This window comes from Pseudomonas sp. ES3-33 (assembly GCF_000952175.1).
In the GTDB taxonomy this organism is placed as follows: Bacteria; Pseudomonadota; Gammaproteobacteria; order Pseudomonadales; family Pseudomonadaceae; genus Aquipseudomonas; species Aquipseudomonas gregormendelii.
The window spans coordinates 1-24,231 of sequence record NZ_JZRI01000159.1 but is presented as its reverse complement, the minus strand read 5'-3'; the positions used below and the strand labels follow the sequence as shown (position 1 = coordinate 24,231).

The window sequence follows — 24,231 nt, the reverse complement described above, 5'->3', positions numbered from 1 at the left end:
GTTTTTTGCTCGCACAATCATTTGGTTCCAGAGGTGTTGCATGAGTATCGAGACAACGGCCGCCATCGCCAAACCGGTGATTAACATCCGTCTGTTCACGATCCGGATCATTACCGCCGTGTCGTTGTTTGCCGTGCTGGGCAAAGCCAACGTCTGGCTCGACACCGCCACCAACAGCATCCTTGCCCTGGGTTATCGGGCGTTGTTATTGCTGCTGCCGTTGACGTTGCTGGTGCTCGGTCGTCGTTCCCTGAGCGTCACCTTGCTGTGCGCCGCCCTGGGGTTGGTGCTGCTGGCCGTCACCAGCAATCAGGGCATGGTGATGTTCGCTGCGGCGCTGTTTGCCTATGGCATCGCGATTGCCGGTTACCTGATCAAGAGCGAAGCGGCCCAGACCAAGGAGGGCGCAGCCTACAACCGGGTGGCGATGAACATGGGCAGCCTGCTGGCCGGGCTGATCCTGCTGTCGCCATTGCTGACCCCGACCGTGTTTTTCCTCGGTGCTGCCAGCTTTGTCCTGCTGTGCGTGCCAATTGCCATGGGCGCGACCTTCACCACCCAGTCAGCAGCGGCCAGTCCGGTGTCACAGGACGGCAGCGGCTGGCGCAACAAACTGCCGTGGGCGATCGCCGGCATCATCATGGGCATCAAGCTGTTTGGTGTTTTCTCGATTCTTCCACAAGCGATCCTGCTCGAAACCGGTGAGTTGCCAGCCTGGTACGGCCTGATGCTGATCCTCAACAGTGCGGTCGTGGTGTTTGCCCAGGTGCCGGTGATGAAGCTCATCGAGCGCACGGGGCGCTTCAAGGTGCTCGCCGTGATCGGGATCATCGTCGCCGGCTTCGCGGTGCTCTCGTCTCCCGCGGCCTTTCATGTTGAAACCCTGCTCGGCGCGTTGATCTGGGTGGCCTTGCTGTCCATCGCCGAGTGCGCCTTCAGCTACCTCGATTACTTCTCGGTCAAGCAGAACAACATGTTCGTCAAGGAAGTGTCCCTGGGCGTCGGCGCCGGGCTCACGGTGCTGATCATGCGGGTGGTGCCGGCGCCCCATAACGCGTTGCTGCTGGCCGCCATCGGCGCGGGCGGGATTCTGGCGTGGTACTGGCTCAACCGCACATCCAACGCGGCGCTGCAAGACTGAGCCATTGCGGTTGCTTTTTTTGCTTCACAGGCAGGAGGTTTCATGAAGACGACGTCATGCGTAGTAGTGGTCGGGTACAACGGCAACCGGGTTCACGATATCCAGAAGCTGCGCGACCTCTGCAAGACGCTCTACAACGCAAGGCTGATCCTGGTGGTCGAGCGCATTGCCCCTGATGACGACCAGGTGGCGGACCACGTCTGCAGCGCTTCAATGGCGCCCGAGGATGTAACCGATTCCCTGGAACTGGTGGTGGGCTGCCTGGCGGTCGATCGCTGGAAACTGATCGGCGTGCTGCCGTTTTCCGACCGCGGGGTGTTGCTCGGCGCGGCCCTGGCCAGTCATTACGGCCTCCCGGGCATCACGCCCAACGAAGCACGGGCGGGGCTGGACAAGCAGATTTTCCGCAAGCTCGAAGCAACCTCCAGCACGGCTCCCGAAGATTACCGTCCCGTATTTTCAACCCGTGTCGAGAGCCTGGCAGAACTGCGCCAGCGGGTCGTCGAACTGGGCGGCAGGGCGTTCATCAAGCCCGCCTGTGAAGGTGCAAGTCGCGGCTGCCGGGTGATCCATCACCCGTCCGAATGCGACGAGGCGTGGCAGGCACTCAAGCCTTATCGCAATGGCGGCATCGTGCTTGAAGAATTGGTTCGCGATGCTCGGGAGTACAGCTGGGACTACGTGGCCGGCAGCACCTGGATCACCGAAAAAACCACGACCGAAGGCGCCTTCCGGGCCGAGATCCAGCAGGTGGTGCCTGCGCCGTTGCAGGGTGATGCCCAGGCTCGCCTGGCAGCGGCGGGGCGGCACATGTCGGGGCTGGTGTCCTTGGACAACGGTGCCTACCACAACGAAATCTTCCTGCGCCCTGACCAACTCACTTCGGCGGTGGAAACCAACATGCGCCCTGGCGGCATGCACATCTGGGACCTGGCGCGCATTGCCTTTGTCGACTTCGACCCATGGGAGCGCTGGGTGAGGTGGGCCGTGGAGGGCCAGTGCGAGCGACAGGATCCGGTCGCGCGGGGTTATTGCGGCATTCGCCTGCTCAGGGCGCCGGGCGGTGGCCTGTTACGTGACCTGCCAGACATCGACGCCGTGGCACGGATGCTCGGCATCGAGTTGGTGGCGGCCGTGTATGAGCGGCGCATCGGCGACTCGGTGTCGGCGCTGGTCAAGGACAACACTTCATTTATCGGCCACATCGTCCTGTTCAACAAGGACTACGAGCAACTCACCAGTGACTTGTTGCGTCTGGCCGAGGCGGTTGAAGTGCGCATGGAAGTCGCCTGCCTGGCGCCGCCCGCCAGAGCGATGGGCTGAACACGATTTGATTGAGAGGTAATACCCATGTTTGAACACACAACCTGTGATGAGCGCTTCCTCACCCTCGCCAAGGAGTTGGGTTACGACATCTATGGCGAAAACACCGCCGGCGGCCACTACGCGCCCTTGGTCCGGCACCATGATGAGCTGTACATCAGCGGCATGGTGCCGCGCATGAATGGCAAGATCCAATACCCCGGACGGGTTGGCCTGGAGCTCAGCCTCAGTGATGCCCAGGCAGCCGCCAGCATCAGTGCCATGCGCGGGCTGGCGTTGATAGTGGATGCCATCGGCTCGCTGGATAAAATCAAGTCGCTGGTGCGGGTCACTGTGTACGTGAAATCCACTGCGGACTTTGTCGACCTCAGTGAAGTGGCCAATGGCGCATCGGACGTGTTCAGTCATGTGCTGGGGGATGCGGGTAAACATACAAGAACCACAGTTGGGGTTTATCAGTTGCCAAAGAATGCGGCGGTGGAAGTGGACATGATCGCAGCCCTGCGGCCTTCTGCGTTATAAGCGCGGCGTGTTGGGTTTACAGTGTCGATGGCTTCACCTATTGTTCGGTGAATGACGTCGACATCAAGTTGGAATGCGCGAATGAATAATGTTCAAGGTGCGTTTTTTTCATATGACGAGTTTCGTCAGAGTTTGCATCAGCCGCCCCAGAGTGCGCGGGTATGGACGAGCGATAAACTTGCTGCAATGCGCGAAAGTCTTGCGGGCAGCGAAGTCGATATCGTCGCATTGGCCCACGACAACAGCCTCGAAGGCTGCAAGTTGACACCGGGTGTGGCGGTGTCCATGCAATGGTTGAAACCCGGCGCTGTGTTGAATGGCCACGCCCATGGCTGGTGGCATCTGTTTGTCATACAGGCCGGCAGCGGCCTGCTGACCATGGGCGAGGATGACGAGGTGCGCGCCAGCACCGGCGACGTCCTGCTGGTGCCCGCCTGGACCCGACATGGCTTCGTCAACACCAGCGCCACCGAGTCGATGGCCATGCTCAACATGAGCAACATGCCGCAATTGGCGTTGCTTTCCAGTATGGCTACCGCAGTGAGCTGAGCCTCGACAACCCCCATACTCTGTTTGCTGTCCTTCCGGGAGTCCGCATTAGCCGACTCCCTGTTTTTGTTTTTGTATTGTCCGATGCGCGATTTCTGTATCCGTGTAAACAGATAATTTCTGTATCTGTTCAGTGCGTGAGCAACTATCTAGCATCGACTCCAGTGCAACGGATTAATAGTCTTGATGCAAGGGAGTGGTCCATGGAAAGTTCAAATATAAAGTTGTACGTAGGGGCGGATTTTGTCAGTGCTTTTGCCATGTCGGCATTTGTGGCGCTGAAAGAAAAACAACTTCCGTTTGAATGTGTAACCCTCGATTTGAAAAATAGAGAGAACTATCAGGCGAGTTATCGAGACCTGTCGATGACTTGCAAGATACCTACCCTGGTCCACGAAGACTTCGCGCTTTCAGAGTCTTCGGCCATTGCCGAATACCTGGACGAAGTCGCGCCCGAGGGCCGAAAACTGTTCCCTGCAGACACCCGGCTGCGCGCCCGGGCCCGCCAGCTTCAAGCCTGGTTACGCAGCGACCTGCTGATCATTCGCCGGGAGCGTCCGGCAGATCTCATCTACTTCGGAACAAAAGACACGCCCCTGTCCGAGGAGGCCCTGGTGGCTGTGGATCGATTGTTCTTCGTGGCCGATCGCCTGCTCAAAGGCGGCGCTGATCACCTGTTCGGTGACTGGAGCATCGCTGACACCGACCTGGCAATCATGCTCAACCGCTTGCTTGCCAATGGCGATCATGTGCCAGCGCGACTTGCCGCCTATGTTCGCCGGCAGTGGGACCGCGACAGCGTGCGGGCGTGGCTGGACATCGAGCGCATAGCACCGACTGCCCAGTAACTCGTCAGGAATTCATCGGGAGCGCTGCCATGCAGGGAATGTCGGAGCTGCACAGATACAAGCCCTATAACGCCCGGACCATCCGCGAGACGCCGTACTGGCACAGGCTCACGCCAGCGTTACAGGAAGCCATGGACGTGGTCGCGCGGGTGATGCCATTTCGCACCAACGAATACGTGCTCGGAACATTGATCGACTGGGACAGCATTCCCGATGATCCGATTTTTCGCATGACTTTTCCCCACCCGGACATGCTGTTGCCGCAGGAGTATGCGTCGCTCAAGCAACTGATCGAGCAGGACGACGCTGCGGCCATCAAGCGCCGGATCGAAGCGATCTGGCTGCGCATGAACCCCCATCCGGCCGGCCAGTTGACCCATAACGGCGCAAGCCTGGACGGTAAAGTCCTGCCGGGCATTCAGCACAAGTACCGGGAAACCGTGCTGTTCTTCCCTGGCGCCGGCCAGACCTGTCACGCGTACTGCACCTTCTGTTTTCGCTGGGCGCAGTTCATCGGTGAAGAAGAACTCAAGTTCAACGCCCGTGAGTCCCAGGAACTGGTGAGTTACCTGCGGGTGCACACCGAAGTCACTGACGTGCTGATCACCGGCGGTGACCCGATGATCATGAACACTCGCTCGCTGGCCGGCTACATCGAGCCGCTGCTGGAGTTACCGCACCTGCGCAGTATCCGCATCGGTACCAAGTCGGTGGCTTACTGGCCGCAGCGGTTCGTCAGCGACAAGGATGCCCCCGAGCTGCTGGCACTGTTCCGGCGAATCGTCGCGGCAGGCAAGCACTTGTCTGTGATGGGGCATTACAACCACCCGGTCGAGCTGCGCCAGGACATCGCCCGCCAGGCCGTCGAACGCATTCGCTCCACCGGCGCCGTGTTGCGCATGCAGGCGCCGGTGATCCGCCATATCAACGAAAACCCCGCCGATTGGGCCGAGCTCTGGACCGAAGGCGTGCGACTTGGCGCGGTGCCCTATTACATGTTCGTCGAGCGCGACACCGGCCCTCGTCATTACTTCGCGATGCCGCTGGCCCGGGCCTTCGAGATATTCCAGGCGGCCTATCGCAGCGTGTCCGGGCTCGCCCGCACGGTGCGCGGCCCCTCGATGAGCACCTTCTACGGCAAGGTTCTGATCAACGGGATTGAAACCGTGGCCGGAGAAAAAGTCTTCGTGTTGCAGTTTCTCCAGGCCCGGGATCCGCAATGGGTGCTGCGCACCTTTCATGCGCAATTCGATCCCCACGCCAGCTGGTTCGATGACCTGCGCCCAGCCTTTGGCGAGCGGCGATTCTTTTTTCAGGACGAGCCGCTGACTGCGCCCGAATTGATACCGGTCCTGCTGGAAACGGCGTAGGACGATTCACCAGGAGATATGGACATGAGTGGCATCCCGTTTGATCAGCGCGAAGGGCTTATCTGGCTCGACGGCGAGTTCGTCGAATGGTCCCAGGCGCGCTTGCATGTGTTGACCCATGGTTTGCATTACGCGAGCACCGTGTACGAAGGCGAGCGTGTGTACAACGGCAGGATCTTCAAGCTGCGCGAACACAGCGAACGGTTGTATCGCTCGGCACAATTGATGGATTTCGTGATTCCCTATGAGCTGGCCGAACTGGAAGCGGCCAGCCATGAGCTGCTGCAGCGCAATAACGTGGTCGACGGATACGTGCGGCCGGTGGCGTGGCGTGGCAGCGAAATGATCTCGACTTCGGCTCGCTTCAATCGCGTGCACCTGGCGATCGCCTGCTGGCAATGGCCGAGTTACTTCGACCCGGCAGGGCACATGGGCGGCATTCGCCTGAAGACCGCCGACTGGCGCCGGCCGCCCCCCAGCAGCAGCCCGTTCGAAGCCAAGGCTTCGGGGCATTACCAGATCGCTACCCTGAGCAAACACGATGCAGAAAACAACGGCTTTCACGATGCGCTGATGCTCGACTGGCGCGGCCATGTCGCCGAGGCCACCAGCGCCAACGTGTTTTTCGTCAAGGACCGGACGCTGCACACCCCGCTGCCCGACTGCTTCCTCAACGGCATCACCCGCCAGACCGTAATCGAATTGGCCGGGGCGCTGGATTACCAGGTGGTCGAGCGCACGATTCTTCCTACCGAGCTCGGCGACTTCGAGGAGTGTTTTCTGACGGGCACCGCTGCCGAAATCACCCCCGTGCGCAGCATTGATGAGCAGCGCTATCGCCCGGGCAACGCCTGTCGCGAATTCATTGCCGCCTACACCGCCACCGTCAACGCCGGATAAACCGCCAGGAATCTCACCATGTCCGATCAAGGGATTGCATTCAAAGCTGATGTTTCACTGGGCCACCGCCACGAAGAATTATCGGCACGGGGCTGGACAGTACTGACCGCCGACGAATTTGACGATGACGTGGTCGGCACACTGCAGCAGTTCGGTCCGATCATTCCGCAGTTCAACGGCCAGACGGCGTTCGCGATCACGCGCAAGCCGGGCTACGAAGACCTGCCGTACTCCCAGAGCATGAACGGTATCGGCCCGCACACCGAGGCGCCGGTCTATGCTCCGCCGCCGCGTTACCTGGCATTGCATTGTCATCAACAGGCGACCTGCGGCGGCGGCCATACGGGGCTGGTCGACGGCTACCAGTTCCTGGCATGGCTGGAACGCACCGAGCCGCAGTTGCACCAGTGGCTTGTCGAGACGCCAGTGGAGTTCGTGGCTACGGCCAAGCCTGGGGAGGCCGCGCAACGGCGGGTTAAGGAATACATCCTGACGCCGACGCAGGACGGTGACATCTTGCGCTTCAGCTACAACCAGTTTCACTACGGCGACGTCAATCCTTGCAAAGAGGATCTGCAGCAGTCGCAGGTGGCCAACAGCCCCTCGCCGCTGGCGCGGTTCGCGGTGTTGGGGGAAGCGTACTTTCTGGAGCACAACACCCCGGTGTTGATCCCTGACGGCTGCCTGCTGATTTGGGACAACTGGCGGATGATCCACGCCCGCAGTCGATACAATGACCCGGCGCGCAACCTGACCCGCTATTGGCTGGCCTGAATTTTCCGGCGCCATTCATTCTATTTGCGTACCCCTGGGTGGGTACGCGTACAACAGGTAACGCGTTATGCAAACAGCCATCGAGATCGCCAAAGTCGATCATCAATTGATCGTGCGGCTCAACCAGGCGTGGACCAAACGAGCCACGGTGTGTGCGCCGGACAAGTGGCAGGCCGGCGAAGCCTTCGACCCTGCGCGTCCGGATTACCCGGAGTGCATGGTGCCGTTTTTCCAGCACCCGAAATTCCAGGCCCTGAGCGACGAGCTCAAAAGCAGCGTGCTGACCTGGGGCTGGATCGGCTACAACCTGCGCACGGTCACTGCCGAAGAGCACGTGGTAAACCCAGCATTGAGCGTCATCGCCAATCAATACCTGGGGCAGCATGACTGGCATTTTCGCGAGGCGATGCAGCAGACGCTGATCGACGAGCACTACCACACGCTGATGCACCTGCGTGCGATCGAGCGCACCCGGGTCGACCGCGCGCTGGACCAGACGCTGGACTTGCCGCCGTCGGTCACCTATCTGCGGCTGCTGGCCCTGCGCGAAGCGTTGCCCGAACAGTGGCAGCGGGACCTGGCCTCCATCACTTTTGCAGTGGTGGCCGAAATCAGCGTCAATGCCTACCTGGATCTATTGGCGGACGATCAGAGCATCCAGCCGCAAAACCGTCGCGTGGCCGAGCTGCACAATCGTGACGAGTATGCCCACAGCAAGGTCCTGGCCGAGGTGGCCAAGGTCATGTACGGGAACATGCAGCCGCCGCAGCGGGAATTTTTCGCCCGTACGTTGTCCGTGGCCCTGAGTGCCTTTGTCGCCCAGGACTACTCGATGTGGGAAGCGATCCTGACTCAACTGGGGGTTGAGGACGCGGCGCTGATCATCGCCGACACCCGTGAGAGCAACCGTAACGCGACCATCATGCGCGACTACAGCGGGCTCCAGCGTCTGGCCGAGGACCTGGGTATCACCGGGCAAATCGATTTCGACTTCCGACCGACGCTCAAGACCGCCTCGGTGGCCTGAACCAGGAGCTGCCCCATGCCCGTTCCCGAGTACGAAGTGTTCGCCATCCGTGTCGGTGCCAATGCCCAGCGCACGGCCCGGGAGAATTTTCTGTACGACGCCTGCTGTGGTGATCCGAACGCGCCGATGCCGCTGGATTACTACTTCTGGGTGATTCGCCATGAGCAACGCGTGATCGTGGTGGACACCTGTTTCCAGCCGGCCACTGCGGATCGGCGCAACCGTCAGATGTATCGCCTGCCGGAAGAGTCCCTGCGCCAGCTGGGGATTGATCCGGCACAGGTCGACAACCTGATCCTGACTCATCTGCACTGGGACCATGCCGGAAACCTGGGTTTGTTTCCCAAGGCCACCGTGCATCTGCAGGAGGCGGAACTGCGCTTCTGCACCGGGCCGAAAATGGCCCATCGCACGGTGAACAAAACCTACGAGGTCGATGACGTGATGTCGGCGCTGCCGCCGCTGTTCGAGGGGCGCATGCGTTTGCACACGGGTACCGTCGAGGTCGCCGCCGGCGTGACCCTGCATCCGGTGGGCGGGCACACGCCGGGCAGCCAGGTGGTGCGGGTCAATACCCGGCGCGGGTGGATTGTGCTGGCTTCGGACGCTGCGCATTTGTGGGTGAACATTCGCCAGCGCAGTCCGTTTCCGATTATCGATGACCTGGCGCAAACGCTGGAAGCCTTCAACGAAATCGAGCGTCTGGCGGACGGTGAGGAGCACGTCATCCCTGGCCACGACCCCCTGATCGCCGAGCGTTTTCCGCATTGGAATGATGACCCGCACATCATTTGCCTGCATGAAAACGCCCTGGGGCTGCACCCAAACCCGAGCTGAAATACAGCTCCTACGGGGTACGTATACATCCCGGGGATCTCCATCAAACAGGCTTTACTTCTGGTTTTTCAGGAGTTGGCCCAGGGTCGCCAGCGCCTCCTCAATCCTCGGCGTAAACGGCGCGCCACACGCGATTCTCAGGCAGTGCCCAAACCCCGGCCCATTGGAAAAGATATCCCCAGGCAAAATCTGAATACCCACCTTCAACCCCTCATGAAACAAACGCATCGACGCATACCCAGGCGGCAGTTCCACCCATAACAGGGTGCCGCCCTGCGGCTCGGTCACGCGGGTGCCTTGGGGAAAGTGGCGCAGGATCGCGGTGCGCATCGCGTGGCGCTGCTGGGTCAGGGTGTTCCTCAGTCGGCGCAGGTAACGCTCGTAGGACGGTGTCTTCATGAACGCACTCACCGCCAACTGCGACAGCGCCTCACATCCCCTCGACTGGCTGTGCTTGAGCATCTCCACCCGGTCGTGCCAGCGGCCGGCACTGATCCAGCCCAGGCGCATCCCCGGTGCGAGGGTCTTGTTCAGCGAGGCGCAGTAGATCAGGTTGTCGCTGCGGTCCCAGTGTTTCAGCGTGGACAACGGTTGCTCGGTGTCTACCAGGTCGCCGTAGGTGTCGTCCTCGATCAGCACCGTGGCGTGCTCGGCGCACAGTTGCACCAGTCGGGCCTTGTGCGAGTCGGGCATGATGCTGCCCAGGGGATTTTGCAAATTGGGTATCACGATCACGGCGCGGATCGGTTCAGAGCCGCGCAGCAATTGTTCCAGGGCGAACAGATTGATCCCGCAGTGCGCCGCTGCCGGCACCTCGCACACCCGCAGATTAAGGCTTTCGAGAATCTGCAGCAGGCCGTGGAAGGTTGGCGACTCGACGGCAACCGTATCACCGGGCTGGGTGACGGCGCGCAGGGCCAGGTTAAGCGCCTCGGTGGCGCCGTTGGTGATCACGATTTGCTCGGCGCTCAGGTGGGTTTTGCTGGTCAGGGCGCGGCGAGCGAGGATGTTGCGCAGTGCGAGGTTGCCGCTGGTGGGCGCGGTGGTGCCCAGCAGCTGTTGGTTCTGACGCAACGCCTTGACCATGTGGTCCTGCAGGGTCTTCAGCGGGTAGAGCTGGGGTGCGCAATAGGGGTTGGCGAAATTGACCTTGATCGTCGCTCGCTGGCTGGCCTTGAGCACCGAAGACACCTGTTGGTGAATGCCGACATAGGCATCGGCAGCCAGCGGTGCCGGTGGCAGGGGGTGCGGCAGGGGTTCCGGCTGGCGAATATAGTTGCCCGAGCGCGGGCGCGCCTCCAGCACCCCCTGACCCTCCAGCTCCCGGCACACCTGCACCGCCGTCGACAGGCTGACTGCGTGCTTCTCCATCATCAGGCGGATGGACGGAAAGCGTTCGCCGTTTTTCAAGGTGCCGCTGCGGATCGCGTCGAGGTAGTGATTGGCTAACTGACGGTACAGGGGAAGTGTGTTCATGCAGGCCTCAGCAGTTGCACCACTGAGGTCTGGGCTGGACAGTGAGTAGACGCTCCCCGCAGGCGGACCCATGGTGCTCGAGGGTTAAGGGAAGTGTTAGTGCTGTTTCGATACTGGAACAGTAGTCGCGGACTTGCCTGAATCGCAGGCAATAAAAAGCCCCGCACAAGGGCGGGGCTTGGGAGAAACACGAGCTGGCGAAAGAGCCTGTGGCTTGCTCGCGCTTGAGTGGGCAGCACTCACAAAAGAAGCGGTGCTGCCACTATTCCGCGGCCGCTACGCAGTCCAGGGGGAGCGAGCTCCCGCCCCACGGGGAGGGCGCTGCGCTGCGGGAGGTGTGTTACTGGGCAGCGATGCTGAAGCCATCGAACGCGGTCTGTTGCTGCAGCGCAGTGATGATGTTCTTGCGGTTGACCGCCTGTTCAGTCCCGGCGTTGTCGAGGAAGGTTTCGCTTTCCAGCTCCGCTTCATCGCCTTCACCGACGAACGCGAAACCGAGGAACTCCAGCGCTTGGCGATCAAGGTTCAGGCGCGAACGCGGCGTGCGCAGCGGCAAGGTGACGCTCACGCCGTCCTTGCTGATGGTGAACACTTCGACTTCTTTCTTCGCCCGCACGGTCTTGCCCTTGCTGCTGCCCGGATTGCTGATGGCCTGATGAGTCTGGTTCAGCACTTTCAGCGCCAGGCCGTAGACGATTTCCTGGAACGCAGGGTCGTCCTTGAAACTGGACAGGATGCGGCTGATCGGGAACTTGCTGCTGAGGTCTTCCAGTGCCGCGATATCAGCGGCCTCGGCGTCCTTGAGCTGCTTGAGTTCGCCCATCAGTTCGTAGGCCTTGTCATCGTCGAAGCTGTCGTGAGCCTGGCGGATCGCGGCACGCAGTTCGCGGATCTGGTCGCTTTCACGGGTCGACTGGAACGAGTCCAGGACCATCTCGGCGATGGTCTTGGCCTGTGGCAGGTGTTGTGAAAGATTGATGGAGTTTTCGTATTCCGCTTTGGACGACAAGGTGACTACGGATTCAGCGGTACTGGAATCGGACATTGAAATTTCACTACTTCTTTTAACTTGGGATGAGGCGAGAAAGCCCGGGGCCTTTTCAGGCCGCCTAATCTATTGGACCGGCGCCGTGTTGTCACGGACGAACAGGCCAGCGGCCAAAACATCCACCTCGGTGCCCCGTAGGAGCTGCCGCAGGCTGCGATCTTTTGATCCTGATCCTGATCCTGGCGGCCCCCACCTAGCCAAAGATCAAAAGATCGCAGGCTTCGCCAGCTCCTACGCATGAGTTGCCTTGAGGCCGCGAAACACCTGATAAAACCTGATCGAGCGCCCGCAAAACAGACCGCTGGCAATCCCGGACGCACAGGCCTTGAGCAACATGACTGGCAGCGTGTTCGATTGTTGCGGGTGAACCTGCGCCTCATAGCCGAAGTAGTAGTTGACCGCAAACAACAGCAGGTAGAGCACCAAGGTCTTGCTGGTGCCGGGCAGGATCAGCCCGGCTCTCGAGGCATCCAGCCTGACGTCCTGGCTGGAAAAAATCAGCAGTGCAGTGGCGCTGCCCACCAGTACGGCGACCAGCCAGAAGCCCAGCGACAACACCGGATGCAGCGCCAGATTGAGCGAATACAGGGACCAGGCGAGCAGGATCGGCGGCGTGATCAGCAGCGAGATTTTGCTTTCCCGGGTGGGGGAGAGGGCCTTGATCCCGAAATAGCAAAGCAGCACAAAGAGCGCGTAGACCCACGGTGGGGTGTTTTGCAGGGCGTTGAGCATCTTGACGTGTCCGTGTCGAAAAGCGAGCGTGGATAGTAGTCCTGTCGGGTTCTGTGCATTGGCCTATTTTCACGCACGGGGTGAACTATCCGAACGTGTCTTGCCCGCCTTAGAGCCCTGTGGGAGCAAGGCTTGCCCGCGATGCAGGCAGCGCGGTCCGTCAGACCTTTCCCGGCGTATTCAGATTCATCGACCGCACCGCCAATTGCGTGGCAACTTCCTCATCCACCGGCAACGAAAACACCAAGGTCGCCCCTTGCCCCGGGACATCCAGCAAACGAATCTCGCGGCCATGCAACTGCAAAATCCGCTGCACAATTCGCAACCCCAACCCGCCATCCCGCCGCGCGCCGCCAATATTGAACGGCCGCAGAAACAACCCCTCACGCAACTGCGCAGCAATCCCCGGGCCGCTGTCACTGACCGTGATCTCGACGAACCCACCCTGCGGCACCAGGCTGATGCTGATGATTCCGCCCACCGGCGTATGGCGCAGGGCGTTGTCAAACAGGTTGGTCAGTACCCGCTCGATTAGCCCCAGGTCGGCAAACACCCCGGACACCGTTGGCGCAAAGTTGGCCTTGAGCTGCACCTGGCGCGCTTCGGCGGTCAGTTCGAATTTCTGGAATATGTCCTGCACCAGGTCGGTCAGGGAAAACCGCTCCAGCACGGGCTGCACAAATCCATGCTCCAGCCGCACCAGCTCCAGCAGCGACTGTGCCAGCCCGCCAACCTTGCGGCTCTGATCCAGGGCGATGCCCAGGTAACGGCGGCGGTCGGCCACGGACAAGGTCGCGTCCTTGAGCGACAAGGTTTCCAGATAACCATGCAACGACGCCAGGGGCGTGCGCAGGTCGTGGGAGATGTTCGCCACCAGCTCGCGCCGCTCCTGGTCCTGGCGAGTCAACGAGCGCCATTGTTCGCTCAGGCGCGCCTGCATCTGGCGGAAGGCGGCGTCGAGTACGGCGATCTCGTCCTGGCTGGCGGCTTTTTCCACTGGCGCCGGGGGTGTTTGCGGCATGCCGTCGATATCGAACTGGCTGACGTTCGCGGTCAGGCGCCTCAAGGGCCGGGTGATCAGCGAGAAGGCCGTGAGACCGGCAATCAGGCATAACAACGCCACCAGCCCGATTGACCACAGTGCCGTGTTCAGCGCCGCGCTGGTCGCGCCTTGTTCGGCGAAGCGGTCATGTTCCTCGCCGAGCAGCACCACATAGAGGTAGCCAACCGGCTTGCCATCGACCGTCAACGGCGCGGCACTGAATACTTTGCGTGCGTCGGCGCTGCGCGGGTCGTCGCCCAGTATCGGCAGGGCATCGCCAGCGAGCAGGCGCTGGATGGGCGCCAGGTCCACCTGCTCGCGGCGAATCCGCCCCTCGGGTGCTGCGCTGCCGACAACCCGGCCTGCAGGGTCCAGCAGGTACACCTCGACGCTGGGGTTCACCAGCATCAACTGGCTGAACAGGTTGCGCACCGCATCGGGCATCAGGCCCTGGCTGTTCATCAGCACCGTGTCATTGGCAATGTGTTGCGCCAGGTTTCTCGACAACCCTTGCACCACCTCCTGCTCATGGATCTGGTTGGCGCGCACCTGCATCCACGCCGACGTGCCGCAGCACACCAGCAGGAGCACGGCGAACACCAGTGACAGGCGTTGTGTCAGGGTCAGCTTCATGGCTGGTCCTCTTGCGCCGCGAACTTGTAGCCACGGCCCCACACCGTGAGGATGCGCACGGGCTGCGCCGGGTCGGCCTCGATCTTGGCCCGCAGGCGATTGATGTGAGTGTTCACCGTGTGCTCGTAACCCTCGTGGCTGTAGCCCCACACCGCATTGAGCAAGTCCATGCGCGAGAACACCTTGCCGGGCTGGCGGGCGAAGAAGTACAGCAAGTCGAACTCCCTGGGCGTGAGGTCCAGGCGCCGACCATCGAGGGCGACGTCGCGGGTGATCGGGTCAATGGAAAGGCCATCGAGGCTCAGGCTGCCGGCGTCCATTTTCAGGTTGCGCGCCATCGCATCCACTCGCCGCAACAGCGCCTTGACCCGCGCCACCAGTTCGAGCATGGAAAAGGGCTTGGCCAGGTAATCGTCGGCACCCAGCTCCAGGCCCAGGATCCGGTGCATTTCACTGGAGCGGGCGCTGGTGATGATGATCGGCGTGTAGCGCGCCATCGCACGGGCGCGACGGCAGATTTCCAGCCCGTCGACCCCGGGTAGCATCAGGTCGAGGATCAGCGCATCCCAGCTTCCCTGCTGCAGCATGCGCATGCCTTCGTTCCCGTCCGCGCAGTGCACCACCTCGAGATGTTCATCACGAAGATGCAGGCAGATGAGGTCGGCAATATGCAGGTCGTCCTCGACCACCAGGACGCGTTTGGTCTGTTCCATCAAGCTTAATCCTTCAGCGCGGTGTGCGTAGTGTGCGGGTTTTTCGCCCATCGAGTTATCACGATTTATTTAACTCTCCGTGAGGATTTGGCGATCACACTCAGCCTAGGCTGTGTTCCATGAAAGGCCCCCTGGATTTTTGGAGACGAGCATGTTTTCACGACGGCAGTTTCTCGTAGCGAGCGGCGGGCTGGGGGTTGCAGCCCTGGCGGTCGGTGTATTGCCGACATTTGCCGGTCGCTGCTCATTCATTGGCGATTTGATTGGCGATGCCAATGCCGCAGAGGTCTTCGAAGTGACGCACAGCGACAGTGAATGGCGCGCCCTGCTGAGCGACGAGCAATACGAAATCCTTCGCGAAGAGGGCACCGAGCGCGCCTACAGCAGTGCGCTGAACGATGAGCACCGGGACGGTACGTTCGCCTGTGCCGGTTGTGACCGGGCGCTGTTTTCCTCGGCCACCAAATTCGACAGCCGCACCGGCTGGCCGAGTTTTTGGGCGCCGCTGGACAACGCGGTGGGCATTCGTCAGGACCGTTCATTCGGCATGGTGCGCGAGGAGGTGCACTGCCGAAGATGTGGCGGTCACTTGGGCCATGTCTTCGATGACGGGCCCAAACCCACTGGCCAGCGTTACTGCATGAACGGCCTGGCGATGAAGTTCACGCCGGCTTGATCTTTCGTTTCTGGAGCAAGACCCATGAAATTATCCTTCACCTGGCGTCGCACACTGCTGGCCCTGACGGCTGCTGGCGTTATCGGTCAATGCTCGGCCTTCTCCCTGGGCGCCGAGGACGCAGTGGTCATTCCACCTCCGGCACTCGACTCAACCACCCAGGCCCGCAGTGAAACCGCGGTATTCGCCGGCGGATGTTTCTGGGGCGTGCAGGGTGTGTTCCAGCACGTCAAGGGGGTGCAAAAAGCCGAGTCGGGATACGCCGGCGGTAGGGCCGATACCGCTCGCTACGAGCGAGTGAGCGACGGCGACACCGGGCACGCGGAAGCCGTCGAAGTCACGTTCGACCCGACTCAGGTCAGCTACGGCACCCTGCTGCAAATCTACTTCTCGGTGGCCCACAACCCCACCGAACTCAATCGCCAGGGGCCGGACAGCGGCACTCAGTATCGATCGGCGATTTTTACCCGCAGCGGCGAGCAGCAAAAGGTCGCCCAGGCGTACATCGCCCAGCTCGACGCCGCGCATTCGTTCAGCAAACCGATCGTGACCAGGCTGGAAAGCTACAACGGTTTCTACCCGGCTGAGGATGAACATCAGGACTTCCTGACTGAACATCCCACCTATCCCTACATCGTCATCAACGACTTGCCGAAAGTGGCGCAGCTGAAGCAGCTGTTTGCGGATCGATACCAGGAGAAACCGGTGCTGATCAAGGGCGGGTCATAACCTTAGGCCTGCACATCGGTCAGGCGCTTGCCCATTTCGAACGCGCGCATTTCAAACCCCAGTTCTGCATAGAGGCGCTGCGCCGGCGCGTTGAAGCCCCACACGGTCAAACGCAAATCCGCCGCGCCCTGGTCGAGCGCCCAGGCTTGGGCCTGCGCCATCAATGCGCGGCCAACGCCCTGGCCTCTGGCCGCCTGGTCAACACAGACCGAACCGATGCGCCCGACTCGCTGCGGTTGCATCAGCGAGCCCTTCGAGTCGGTGACTTGCACGGTGATGAAACCCTTCACCGTGGCAGCCTGTTCGGCGAGGAACACCGCGTGATTTTCGCCCTCGAGGCTGGGTCGCCAGAAGTCACTGTCGCGGGCGAAATCCCCGGTAGAGGGTGCGTAGATGTCCGGCCGGTGCTGGTGGTGCAGGCTGTTGAGTTGCTGGCCCAATCTGCAAATGGCCAGCAAATCCTGGGAAGTGGCTCGGCGGTAAAGGGTAGGGGATGTCATTGGCTGTCCTTGGCGTGTTGATGAAGCGAGATGCTCGACGCAGAAACTAAACATCGTCGCTCTCCATGTCGATCAGGTCTCCGCGCAGACTAGTGCATGCCGGGTTTGAATGGCTACTGCTTGCCCCATCGCTGCATGGCGAAGTCGACGAAATGGCGCAGCTTGGGCAGGCGGTAGCGATCCTGGGCATAAATCAGGCTCATGGGCCGGCTGGGCAGTTGGTAGTCGGGCATCAGCGCCACGAGTGCTCCACTCGCCAGGTCCTGCTCCACCAGCGCGTCCGGCAGCATCACGATGCCCATGCCGGTGCGGGCCGCCTGATGCAGGCCCGCCGAACTGTTGATCAGCAATGTGCCGCTGACGGCCACCATCACTTCACCCTCCGGACCGCTCAGGCGCCAATGTTTCGCCACCGATTGCCAGTCGTCCCCGGCCGGATAGGCGAAGGCCAGGCAGTCATGCTGTTGCAGGTCCTGGGGTGTTAGCGGATTGCCCCGGCGTGCCAGGTACGCCGGCGATGCGCACATGGTCAGGGTGTAGTCGATCAGCGGGCGGGCGATGACGTTGCTCGGCTCGATGGCGCCCAGGCGAAAGGCGACGTCCAGGCCATTTTCCAGCAGGTCGGGGCGCCCGTTGGAGAGCATCACGTCCAGTTTGACCTGTGGGTAGCGCAGGGCGAATTCGCTGAGGGCCGGCGCGAGTTTTTCGGTGCCGAAAGTCAGCGGTGCGGTGATGCGCAACGTGCCGCTGGGCGTGTCCTGGCTTTGTTCGGCGAGGCGCTCGGAATCAGCCACCAGCCCCAGCACTTCCAGGCAACGCTGATAGTAGGCGCTGCCGAATTCTGTCAGGCGCTGGCGGCGGGTGGTGCGATGGAGCAGGCGCACGCCAAGGCGCTGCTCCAGCGCACGCAGGTGATTGCCGACCATGGTGGTGGACATGGCGCACTGCAGCGCGGCGGCGGTCATGCTGCCGCTCTCGACCACCCGCACATAAACGGTCATTGCCTGGAACAAATCCATTATCAAGCCCAGCTTTAATATCATTGAAGGGTTGCAGCGTTTATCCAGCTCAAGTGGCTAACCATACTGCAAAAACACCGACAATTGATGGAGCTTGATGTCATGACCGCCGCCTGCCTGATGACCACCTACCAACCCCTGGCCCTGAGCTTTTGCAAAGGGCTGGGCACGCGCCTGTGGGATCAGGCCGGTCGCGAGTACCTGGACGCGGTGGCGGGTGTGGCGGTGACCAACGTCGGCCATTCCCACCCGAAAATCGTCGCGGCCATCAGCGAGCAGGCCGGCCTGTTGCTGCATACCTCCAACCTGTACAGCATCGACTGGCAACAGCGCCTGGCCGGGAAGCTGACCCAATTGGCCGGCATGCAGCGGGCGTTCTTCAACAACTCCGGCGCCGAAGCGAACGAAACCGCGCTGAAGCTGGCGCGCCTGCACGGCTGGCGCAAAGGCATCGAGCAGCCGCTGGTGGTGGTCATGGAAAATGCCTTCCACGGCCGGACCCTCGGCACCTTGTCCGCCAGCGACGGCCCTGCAGTGCGCCTGGGGTTCAGCGAACTGCCGGGAGATTTCGTCAAAGTGCCCTTTGGCGACCTCAAGGCGCTTGAGCGGGTGCAGCAACGGCACGGCCCACGCATCGTCGCGATCCTCATGGAACCGATCCAGGGCGAAAGCGGCGTGCAACCGGCGCCCCCCGGCTACCTGAAAGCCGTGCGCGAACTGTGCAACGGGTATGGGTGGTTGATGATGCTCGACGAAATCCAGACCGGCATCGGCCGCACCGGCCAGTGGTTCGCGTTCCAGCACGAAGGCATCGTCCCGGACGTCATGACCCTGGCCAAAGGCCTGGGTAACGGCATCCCCATCGGCGCCTGCCTGGCCCGCGGCAAAGCCGCCGACCTGTTCACCCCCGGCAGCCACGGCAGCACCTTCGGCGGCAACCCGCTGGCTTGCCGTGTCGGTTGCACGGTATTGGAAATCATCGAGGAACAGGCACTACTGGAAAACGCCGCACGCCAGGGCGAGCGGCTGCTCACCAGACTGCGCGCCGAACTGGCAGACAACCCAAACGTGCTGGCCATTCGTGGTCGGGGCCTGATGATCGGCATTGAACTCAAGCAGCCCATCCGCGACCTGACCCTGATCGCCGCCCGGGACCAAGGCTTGCTGATCAACGTAACCCGCGGCAAAACCATCCGCCTGCTGCCGCCGTTGACCATTGATGAGCGGGAGGTGGAGATGATTGTCAGAGGAATCTGCCGGGCGATCTGATCACACCAAACCAACCACAACCCAGGTAACCCTCGATAACCCCCGGAAAATCCCGGAAAATCCCGGCAAACCCCGTAGGAGCTGCCGAAGGCTGCGATCTTTTGATCTTGATCTTGGATAACGCGGAAACCGCCGAAGATCAAAAAATCGTCCGAACGCGGCCCGAGCCTGCGGCAACTCTTACCAAGCCCAGATCAGTAGTGATACCGGCACATCACAACCCGAAGCTCTCCGTCCTCAACCGCGTACACAAGGCGATGTTCTGCTGTGATTCGCCGTGACCAAAAGCCGCTCAAATTGTGTTTGAGCGGCTCAGGCTTCCCAAGTCCGGTGAAAGGCTCGCGCTGAATTGATTTGATCAGCAGGTTGATTCGCTTGAGGCCTGCCTTGTCATTGTGTTGGAACCACAGATAGTCGTCCCAACCTTCAGGAGTGAACTCGATATTCATTCTTCAATGAGTTGCCTGGCTTTGGTTTTTCCTGCGCGCAAATTGCCGATCGATTTGATCAGGCGCTCGGCATTGGCTGGAGAGCGCAGTAAATATGCCGTCTCCTCCAAAGCGTTGTATTCCGCCAGGGACATCATCACCACCGGCTCACCTTTTTGACGAGTCACCAGCAGTGGAGCACGGTCTTCGTTCACTCGATCCATTGTTTCGGCCAAGTGCGCTCGAGCTGTCGTATAGTTGATGGTTTGCATATTGTAGTCCTCGCCTGAAGCAAAGAACGTACAGAAATGAGTACAGGATGGCAAGGCAATACCTCTGAGTGGTCGCTACGCAAACGGTGCATTTGCGTATGAGCTGAGTATCACTCGATAGCCGCCGAGACGTTTCTGCTAGTGATGTAGGCCTTTTCCGATAAATGCGCCATCCTGCATTCCGCCAGGATCAGGTCGGTTTCTGACTGGTACGCTCCCCAAGGCTTTCCACCAACCGCACCAGATACCCATCCGGATCCTGCAGCAGAAACTCCCGCTGGCCCACTTCAACCTCACCCGCGCGATACCAGGTGTCGGCACAGGCTCGAAACAGCGGCCATTGAACTTCAGCCAGCCGCCGCAAAACAGGTTCAACCGATTCAACAGTAATCTGGAAATTGATACCCCGACCGAAGGGCGCCCGCAGCGCACCACTGAGCCATTGCCCCTCGCCGGGATCGTATTGCTCCAGCATCAGCTGCGCGCCGTTCAAGTCAAGGTAGGCAAACCCGACTTCAGGCCGCTCGTAGGCAATCGGAATACCGACCAATACCGTCCAGAAATGCAGGCTTTTCCTGATGTCGCTGACCATCAGTTCAGGTACCAACTTGCTCCGTGCAAACATACATATTCCTTTGTAGGCGTGAGCCTGCTCGCGATACAAGCGACCCGCGCCCGTCAGTCCTCTTGCGGCGCCACCATCCGCGTCTTCGGCAGGCCATTTGAGTTGTGCTGATAAATCGCCTGGGGCTGACCCTGTTCGTTAAAGAACACCTGCCCGATCCCCGCCGAATTCCACAGCCGCTCACCCGCTTCAGCATGCTCCGGCACATGCGGCACAATGCGCATCAGCCGGCGCTTGGTCAGCCAGTTCAGCGGCGAGCGCGGCGAGTAGAGCCAGCGGTTGAGCCGGTCGAACCACTCCAGCAGCCTCGGCGGAAACTCGTTCTTGATGCCACTGCTGGTGACCTGCCAGATACGCGGCCCACCCTTGCGGTGTCGAATAAATACCTCGTAGACGAAGGAATAATGCACATCCCCCGACAGGACCACGTAATTACCCGGCGTGCGCGAGTGTCGGAAAATATTCAGGATCACCTGCGCGGCGCCGCGATGGGCCATCCAGTTCTCCGCATCCACCAGCAGCGGAAAACCGCACCAGCTGAATACTTTCTGCACCGTCTCGATCAACTTCACACCAAAGATCGGCGCCGGCGAGACGATGATCGCCGAGGGGTGATCCAGCAGTTCCTGCTGCAACTCGCTGAGCGCTTCCCAATCGAGCAACCCCGAAGGCTGCTTCAGCGTCATCTCGCTGCGCCAGCGCCGGGTGCGCGTATCGATCACCACCAGCGCCGGGCTGGTGGGCAGCACGTAATGCCACTGCTGAAACTTCAGCAGGTCATCGATCAGGTCGTCCTGCACCGGGCTGTCCAAGTAACGGTCCTGCCCGGTCGCGCTGAACTGCGCAGTTTTCTTCAGCAGATCCTTGAACGCATCCGGGTTATTGCCCCAACCCTGACACAGCATGTAGGCGATCAACGCATTGCCGATGATCCGCTTGGAAAACGGATGCCCGTAGGCCGTTTCCTCCCACTGCGCGGAAAGGTTCCAGTCATCGGTAATATCGTGGTCATCGAAAATCATCAGGCTCGGCAAATGCGCCAGCGCCCGGGCCACACGCCCCAAGCCAGCTTTGAAACCATCGATGCGCGTCTGCTCCAGCGCATACCGTTCACGGCGCTCGGCAGTCAGCACCGGCGGCTGTGGCGCAATCAGCGTCCAGGCCGTCGGCGACCACACCAGCAGGTACATCGCCATCACCTCGGCAAACGTCACCAAATGATTATCGGCGCTGCTGCTGGTGAAAATCGGCTTGCGCGCCCCACCGAAAAATCGCTCACGCAACGTCTCGTTGCTCTCAAGCGCCGGTAACAAATCCGCACGGTGGTAATAACTGGCCGGGTGCTCATAGAGCTTGGCGCTGTCGCTGACCACCGCGCCTTCGAGGTGCTCCTCGAACAGCCCCAACCGCTCGATCAGCGCATGAATGGCCCGCAGCGTGGGCCCGGCGACGTCGTCGGCATACACCTGGTCGCCCGTCATCATCAGCAACGCGGGACGCTGCTGCGGCTCGTGCGCCGTCGCGAGCAACTGATCGACGCAGAGCAAACCGTCGGCAGCGGGATGATGCGGCTTGCGGCAGGAACCGTGCAGCAACTGATCGACCCGCGAGCGCAGCACAAAATTCGGTCGCAGCGCGTCGCCATACAACAGATGCGGCGCCCAGTCGGCAATGCCGGCCCCGTCAATCAACACGTCATATTCGATCAGCGTGTCGCAGGGCAGGGCGCTGTCGAGGGGCACATCGATCAAATGCACGAAAGCATGGCGGCCCACGGCAATCACCGTGCACTGCGTGGCGTCGAGGCGAATGTCGGCGACACCCTGCAAACGCAGGGCCAGCTCCAGCTCCCGCGACCCCACCAGCCACAGCACCAGCCGCGTGGGCTCCAGACGCCGCAATAGCGGGCCGGCGAGAACCGGTGGCAGGGAGTGAAGATCGGCGATTGGTAGCAGCGTTACGGACATCCGGTCAAGGCTCTTGGTGCGCAGAGGCGGGCGATGATAACGCAGGTGGCGGCGCACAGCGAAAGCATCGCGGTATCGCCGGGGGCACTTGTTGCTGTGCTGCGTGCCCAAACTTGGCGTAACGCGGATTCCGGCGATCCTGCCCGGGTTCAACGGCGTGTTGATGACCGCGATATTTGCGGCGGTCAGCGTTCGGGCGATCGAAGTGGCCGTGAAGGCCACGGCGGGGGAGGAGTAGGTAAGCCTGCGGCAACATGCTTAGATAGGCATTTAACCCATAGGGAATGGCACATGATCGACTTCAACAACAAAGGCTTCTTCAAACTCAAGCAAAACGACGAATACGCCGAACGGGTTACCGCACTGCTATTGGAGGGGGAGCAGGTCATCGACTCCTACAAATCCATGCGCGACGGCGTGGTGTTTACCAACAAACGCATCATCGCAGTGAACGTCCAGGGGCTGACGGGCAGCAAGAAAGACTTCACTTCATTGCCGTACAAAAACATCGTGGCGTATTCGGTGGAAACGTCGGGAACCTTCGATCTGGACTCCGAACTGGAGATCTACTTTTCGTCGCTGGGCAGAGTGAAATTCGAATTCACTGGCCGGACTTCTATGGTGGAAATCTCCAAGTTGATTTCCCAGCACCTGCTCTGAAGCGGGGGCAAACCCCCGATAAGCTCGGGCCTGGCCTCATTCGCACCGACCTCGAACCAGCGGGAGCCCCGCTCCAAAAAGCCCGCTGTGGACCCCCCCCATGGAGTTACCTCTGTGGAAGCCCCCCCCGGTGGGAGACCTGTGGAAGTTACCCCGTGGAAGTTATTTCTGGGAAAGTTATCTCTGTGGGAGCAAGGCTTGCCCGCGATAGCGCCAGCCCAGCCACCCCCAATCCCCCAGTCCTCAGTGCCTGGCAGACAACCAAAATCCAGACCCTCACACACTCCTGTGGGAGCGGGCTTGCCCGCGATAGCGCCAGATCATCCACAACAAATCCAGATGACCCAGCACCATCGCAAGCCCACCCTCAGACTAACCCCCAGAATTCCCCCGCTCCCGCATCAAAACCTTCACCGAATCATCAACCAACGCCTTACCCATAGACACCAGATAATGCGCAGCCCAAGCATGCCGCCCATTGTCCTTCGCATAAGCCGCATCCTCAGTCAGCGACTTGGCAAGGCAAAGAAAATCCGAAGCCATCGATAACGCATCGGCAATGGGCACGCCACCAATGACGTGAAACATCGCTTGATTACCGAGGTAGATCGCGGGGGTGAAGCCGATGGTTTTGAGTTCGGGATTGTCGGTCATTTGCCACCTCCGGTGATGGAGAGGCCGTGTGGGAGGGTGGATGGTGGGGCGTCATGCGATCGGGAATCGCATAGAAGAAATAGCCAAATTTCGAACGGATTTATACTGCGCATGATGAAGCTCCAAGGTTGGAAAACCGAAAATCCAGTAAACCGGCACGTCCGAAGACGCCCCACGCACAGCCGCAATAGACCAAGATCGCAGGAGTAAAAAATCACCTGTAATCATGAATAAAACGCTGATGCGCTCCCAGATTTGAACGGGTTTCCAAGCCCGGTCGTGAGTAAACAACGACGGCAGAAGGGTACCGCCCAAGCCGTTGTCCTGCAACCTTTGAAAGCTTCCTGGTTCAGGCTGTTCGCTGAAACCCTTCGGTCTCAGGCTGTATAAGGATGCACTTGTCGTAATCTCAGAGCTTTCCGATAGTGGTCCGTGTTTTGAAGTGTGAATAGTACTTGAATTGTGCAATTTTATATTTGGATTGAGCGGAATTTGAC

At 60.6% G+C, this 24,231-nt stretch carries 26 protein-coding genes and 2 pseudogenes; 15 read left to right on the top strand and 13 right to left on the bottom strand.

Going from position 1 to position 24,231, the window contains the following annotated elements; genetic code table 11:
* Positions 1-40 precede the first annotated feature (40 nt).
* The 10 genes from UB23_RS27490 to UB23_RS27445 all read left to right on the top strand — a co-directional run bounded on the left by UB23_RS27490 (position 41) and on the right by UB23_RS27445 (position 9,291).
* Positions 41-1,141: a hypothetical protein gene (locus tag UB23_RS27490; RefSeq protein WP_045062694.1), complete on the top strand. Its 1,101-nt coding sequence runs from the start codon at positions 41-43 to the stop codon at positions 1,139-1,141.
* 42 nt (positions 1,142-1,183) lie between these two features.
* The gene (locus UB23_RS27485; RefSeq protein ID WP_045062692.1) at positions 1,184-2,464 is read left to right on the top strand and encodes an ATP-grasp domain-containing protein; all 1,281 of its coding nucleotides are present in this window, start codon (positions 1,184-1,186) and stop codon (positions 2,462-2,464) included.
* Positions 2,465-2,491: 27 nt separating this feature from the next.
* Entirely contained in the window at positions 2,492-2,986 is a 495-nt protein-coding gene (locus UB23_RS27480; protein WP_045062691.1) for a RidA family protein, read from the top strand.
* An 81-nt stretch (positions 2,987-3,067) separates the two neighbouring features.
* Complete coding sequence (locus UB23_RS27475) at positions 3,068-3,535, top strand: cupin domain-containing protein (RefSeq protein WP_045062689.1); 468 nt, start codon at positions 3,068-3,070, stop codon at positions 3,533-3,535.
* 203 nt (positions 3,536-3,738) lie between these two features.
* On the top strand, positions 3,739-4,383 hold the full coding sequence (gene yfcF / locus UB23_RS27470) for a glutathione transferase (RefSeq protein ID WP_045062687.1): 645 nt from the start codon (positions 3,739-3,741) through the stop codon (positions 4,381-4,383).
* 29 nt (positions 4,384-4,412) lie between these two features.
* Positions 4,413-5,753, top strand: a complete 1,341-nt coding sequence (locus UB23_RS27465) for a KamA family radical SAM protein (RefSeq protein WP_045062686.1) — start codon at positions 4,413-4,415, stop codon at positions 5,751-5,753.
* Positions 5,754-5,777: 24 nt separating this feature from the next.
* On the top strand, positions 5,778-6,653 hold the full coding sequence (locus UB23_RS27460) for a branched-chain amino acid aminotransferase (protein ID WP_045062685.1): 876 nt from the start codon (positions 5,778-5,780) through the stop codon (positions 6,651-6,653).
* Between the two features lie 18 nt (positions 6,654-6,671).
* Positions 6,672-7,427 carry a TauD/TfdA family dioxygenase gene (locus tag UB23_RS27455; RefSeq protein WP_045062684.1) on the top strand — a complete coding sequence of 252 codons (756 nt, stop codon included), beginning with the start codon at positions 6,672-6,674 and terminating at the stop codon, positions 7,425-7,427.
* 67 nt (positions 7,428-7,494) lie between these two features.
* Positions 7,495-8,454, top strand: a complete 960-nt coding sequence (locus UB23_RS27450) for a diiron oxygenase (protein WP_045062683.1) — start codon at positions 7,495-7,497, stop codon at positions 8,452-8,454.
* Between the two features lie 15 nt (positions 8,455-8,469).
* Positions 8,470-9,291, top strand: coding sequence for an N-acyl homoserine lactonase family protein (locus UB23_RS27445; RefSeq protein ID WP_045062682.1), 822 nt, complete (start codon positions 8,470-8,472; stop codon positions 9,289-9,291).
* A gap of 54 nt (positions 9,292-9,345) precedes the next feature.
* Here UB23_RS27445 and UB23_RS27440 read toward each other — a convergent pair whose 3' ends face one another.
* From UB23_RS27440 to UB23_RS27420, 5 genes and pseudogenes are all read right to left on the bottom strand, one after another.
* On the bottom strand, positions 9,346-10,767 hold the full coding sequence (locus tag UB23_RS27440; RefSeq protein WP_045062680.1) for an aminotransferase-like domain-containing protein: 1,422 nt from the start codon (positions 10,765-10,767) through the stop codon (positions 9,346-9,348).
* Between the two features lie 340 nt (positions 10,768-11,107).
* Complete coding sequence (locus tag UB23_RS27435) at positions 11,108-11,812, bottom strand: hypothetical protein (RefSeq protein ID WP_045062679.1); 705 nt, start codon at positions 11,810-11,812, stop codon at positions 11,108-11,110.
* A gap of 234 nt (positions 11,813-12,046) precedes the next feature.
* Positions 12,047-12,565, bottom strand: a pseudogene (locus tag UB23_RS27430) (DUF6622 family protein); the annotation flags it as partial.
* Positions 12,566-12,707: 142 nt separating this feature from the next.
* A complete protein-coding gene (locus tag UB23_RS27425; RefSeq protein WP_045062677.1) occupies positions 12,708-14,222 on the bottom strand; it encodes a sensor histidine kinase in 1,515 nt (504 codons plus the stop codon).
* A complete protein-coding gene (locus UB23_RS27420; protein WP_045062676.1) occupies positions 14,219-14,935 on the bottom strand; it encodes a response regulator transcription factor in 717 nt (238 codons plus the stop codon). The genes UB23_RS27425 and UB23_RS27420 overlap by 4 nt, the downstream gene beginning before the upstream one ends.
* Before the next feature lie 151 nt (positions 14,936-15,086).
* Between UB23_RS27420 and msrB the strand changes: the two genes are divergently transcribed.
* Together msrB and msrA are read left to right on the top strand one after the other, a co-directional pair.
* Positions 15,087-15,611: a peptide-methionine (R)-S-oxide reductase MsrB gene (gene msrB / locus UB23_RS27415; protein WP_045062674.1), complete on the top strand. Its 525-nt coding sequence runs from the start codon at positions 15,087-15,089 to the stop codon at positions 15,609-15,611.
* A 24-nt stretch (positions 15,612-15,635) separates the two neighbouring features.
* The gene (msrA, locus tag UB23_RS27410) at positions 15,636-16,340 is read left to right on the top strand and encodes a peptide-methionine (S)-S-oxide reductase MsrA (protein WP_045062672.1); all 705 of its coding nucleotides are present in this window, start codon (positions 15,636-15,638) and stop codon (positions 16,338-16,340) included.
* A 2-nt stretch (positions 16,341-16,342) separates the two neighbouring features.
* Here msrA and UB23_RS27405 read toward each other — a convergent pair whose 3' ends face one another.
* Both UB23_RS27405 and UB23_RS27400 read right to left on the bottom strand, forming a co-directional pair.
* Entirely contained in the window at positions 16,343-16,840 is a 498-nt protein-coding gene (locus UB23_RS27405; protein WP_045062670.1) for a GNAT family N-acetyltransferase, read from the bottom strand.
* A 113-nt stretch (positions 16,841-16,953) separates the two neighbouring features.
* Positions 16,954-17,859, bottom strand: a complete 906-nt coding sequence (locus tag UB23_RS27400; RefSeq protein WP_045062669.1) for a LysR family transcriptional regulator — start codon at positions 17,857-17,859, stop codon at positions 16,954-16,956.
* Between the two features lie 102 nt (positions 17,860-17,961).
* Between UB23_RS27400 and UB23_RS27395 the strand changes: the two genes are divergently transcribed.
* On the top strand, positions 17,962-19,128 hold the full coding sequence (locus tag UB23_RS27395) for an aspartate aminotransferase family protein (RefSeq protein ID WP_045062667.1): 1,167 nt from the start codon (positions 17,962-17,964) through the stop codon (positions 19,126-19,128).
* A gap of 194 nt (positions 19,129-19,322) precedes the next feature.
* On the opposite strand, the gene UB23_RS27390 is transcribed toward UB23_RS27395, so the two are convergent.
* The 4 genes from UB23_RS27390 to UB23_RS27375 all read right to left on the bottom strand — a co-directional run bounded on the left by UB23_RS27390 (position 19,323) and on the right by UB23_RS27375 (position 22,420).
* Positions 19,323-19,577: a Txe/YoeB family addiction module toxin gene (locus tag UB23_RS27390; RefSeq protein ID WP_045062665.1), complete on the bottom strand. Its 255-nt coding sequence runs from the start codon at positions 19,575-19,577 to the stop codon at positions 19,323-19,325.
* Entirely contained in the window at positions 19,574-19,828 is a 255-nt protein-coding gene (locus UB23_RS27385) for a type II toxin-antitoxin system prevent-host-death family antitoxin (RefSeq protein ID WP_082069261.1), read from the bottom strand. Before UB23_RS27385 ends, UB23_RS27390 begins: the two co-directional genes overlap by 4 nt.
* Positions 19,829-20,018: 190 nt before the next feature.
* Complete coding sequence (locus UB23_RS27380; RefSeq protein ID WP_045062663.1) at positions 20,019-20,453, bottom strand: bleomycin resistance protein; 435 nt, start codon at positions 20,451-20,453, stop codon at positions 20,019-20,021.
* Between the two features lie 53 nt (positions 20,454-20,506).
* The gene (locus UB23_RS27375; protein WP_045062728.1) at positions 20,507-22,420 is read right to left on the bottom strand and encodes an alkaline phosphatase D family protein; all 1,914 of its coding nucleotides are present in this window, start codon (positions 22,418-22,420) and stop codon (positions 20,507-20,509) included.
* 103 nt (positions 22,421-22,523) lie between these two features.
* On the opposite strand from UB23_RS27375, the pseudogene UB23_RS28975 reads away from it, so the two are divergent.
* Both UB23_RS28975 and UB23_RS27370 read left to right on the top strand, forming a co-directional pair.
* Positions 22,524-22,658, top strand: a pseudogene (locus tag UB23_RS28975) (two pore domain potassium channel family protein); the annotation flags it as partial.
* 53 nt (positions 22,659-22,711) lie between these two features.
* A complete protein-coding gene (locus UB23_RS27370; RefSeq protein WP_045062660.1) occupies positions 22,712-23,080 on the top strand; it encodes a PH domain-containing protein in 369 nt (122 codons plus the stop codon).
* A 372-nt stretch (positions 23,081-23,452) separates the two neighbouring features.
* On the opposite strand, the gene UB23_RS27365 is transcribed toward UB23_RS27370, so the two are convergent.
* Both UB23_RS27365 and UB23_RS30465 read right to left on the bottom strand, forming a co-directional pair.
* Positions 23,453-23,734, bottom strand: coding sequence for a DUF3077 domain-containing protein (locus tag UB23_RS27365; protein ID WP_045062658.1), 282 nt, complete (start codon positions 23,732-23,734; stop codon positions 23,453-23,455).
* Positions 23,735-23,785: 51 nt separating this feature from the next.
* On the bottom strand, positions 23,786-24,231 hold a 446-nt coding region (locus tag UB23_RS30465; RefSeq protein WP_236695890.1), incomplete at its 5' end, for a hypothetical protein.

Coding starts and splice junctions, on each gene's coding strand:
- UB23_RS27490 (WP_045062694.1), top strand. CDS start 41: ATGAGTATCGAGACAACGGCCGCCATCGCCAAACCGGTGATTAACATC.
- UB23_RS27485 (WP_045062692.1), top strand. CDS start 1,184: ATGAAGACGACGTCATGCGTAGTAGTGGTCGGGTACAACGGCAACCGG.
- UB23_RS27480 (WP_045062691.1), top strand. CDS start 2,492: ATGTTTGAACACACAACCTGTGATGAGCGCTTCCTCACCCTCGCCAAG.
- UB23_RS27475 (WP_045062689.1), top strand. CDS start 3,068: ATGAATAATGTTCAAGGTGCGTTTTTTTCATATGACGAGTTTCGTCAG.
- yfcF (WP_045062687.1), top strand. CDS start 3,739: ATGGAAAGTTCAAATATAAAGTTGTACGTAGGGGCGGATTTTGTCAGT.
- UB23_RS27465 (WP_045062686.1), top strand. CDS start 4,413: ATGCAGGGAATGTCGGAGCTGCACAGATACAAGCCCTATAACGCCCGG.
- UB23_RS27460 (WP_045062685.1), top strand. CDS start 5,778: ATGAGTGGCATCCCGTTTGATCAGCGCGAAGGGCTTATCTGGCTCGAC.
- UB23_RS27455 (WP_045062684.1), top strand. CDS start 6,672: ATGTCCGATCAAGGGATTGCATTCAAAGCTGATGTTTCACTGGGCCAC.
- UB23_RS27450 (WP_045062683.1), top strand. CDS start 7,495: ATGCAAACAGCCATCGAGATCGCCAAAGTCGATCATCAATTGATCGTG.
- UB23_RS27445 (WP_045062682.1), top strand. CDS start 8,470: ATGCCCGTTCCCGAGTACGAAGTGTTCGCCATCCGTGTCGGTGCCAAT.
- UB23_RS27440 (WP_045062680.1), bottom strand. CDS start 10,767: ATGAACACACTTCCCCTGTACCGTCAGTTAGCCAATCACTACCTCGAC.
- UB23_RS27435 (WP_045062679.1), bottom strand. CDS start 11,812: ATGTCCGATTCCAGTACCGCTGAATCCGTAGTCACCTTGTCGTCCAAA.
- UB23_RS27425 (WP_045062677.1), bottom strand. CDS start 14,222: ATGAAGCTGACCCTGACACAACGCCTGTCACTGGTGTTCGCCGTGCTC.
- UB23_RS27420 (WP_045062676.1), bottom strand. CDS start 14,935: ATGGAACAGACCAAACGCGTCCTGGTGGTCGAGGACGACCTGCATATT.
- msrB (WP_045062674.1), top strand. CDS start 15,087: ATGTTTTCACGACGGCAGTTTCTCGTAGCGAGCGGCGGGCTGGGGGTT.
- msrA (WP_045062672.1), top strand. CDS start 15,636: ATGAAATTATCCTTCACCTGGCGTCGCACACTGCTGGCCCTGACGGCT.
- UB23_RS27405 (WP_045062670.1), bottom strand. CDS start 16,840: ATGACATCCCCTACCCTTTACCGCCGAGCCACTTCCCAGGATTTGCTG.
- UB23_RS27400 (WP_045062669.1), bottom strand. CDS start 17,859: ATGGATTTGTTCCAGGCAATGACCGTTTATGTGCGGGTGGTCGAGAGC.
- UB23_RS27395 (WP_045062667.1), top strand. CDS start 17,962: ATGACCGCCGCCTGCCTGATGACCACCTACCAACCCCTGGCCCTGAGC.
- UB23_RS27390 (WP_045062665.1), bottom strand. CDS start 19,577: ATGAATATCGAGTTCACTCCTGAAGGTTGGGACGACTATCTGTGGTTC.
- UB23_RS27385 (WP_082069261.1), bottom strand. CDS start 19,828: ATGCAAACCATCAACTATACGACAGCTCGAGCGCACTTGGCCGAAACA.
- UB23_RS27380 (WP_045062663.1), bottom strand. CDS start 20,453: ATGTTTGCACGGAGCAAGTTGGTACCTGAACTGATGGTCAGCGACATC.
- UB23_RS27375 (WP_045062728.1), bottom strand. CDS start 22,420: ATGTCCGTAACGCTGCTACCAATCGCCGATCTTCACTCCCTGCCACCG.
- UB23_RS27370 (WP_045062660.1), top strand. CDS start 22,712: ATGATCGACTTCAACAACAAAGGCTTCTTCAAACTCAAGCAAAACGAC.
- UB23_RS27365 (WP_045062658.1), bottom strand. CDS start 23,734: ATGACCGACAATCCCGAACTCAAAACCATCGGCTTCACCCCCGCGATC.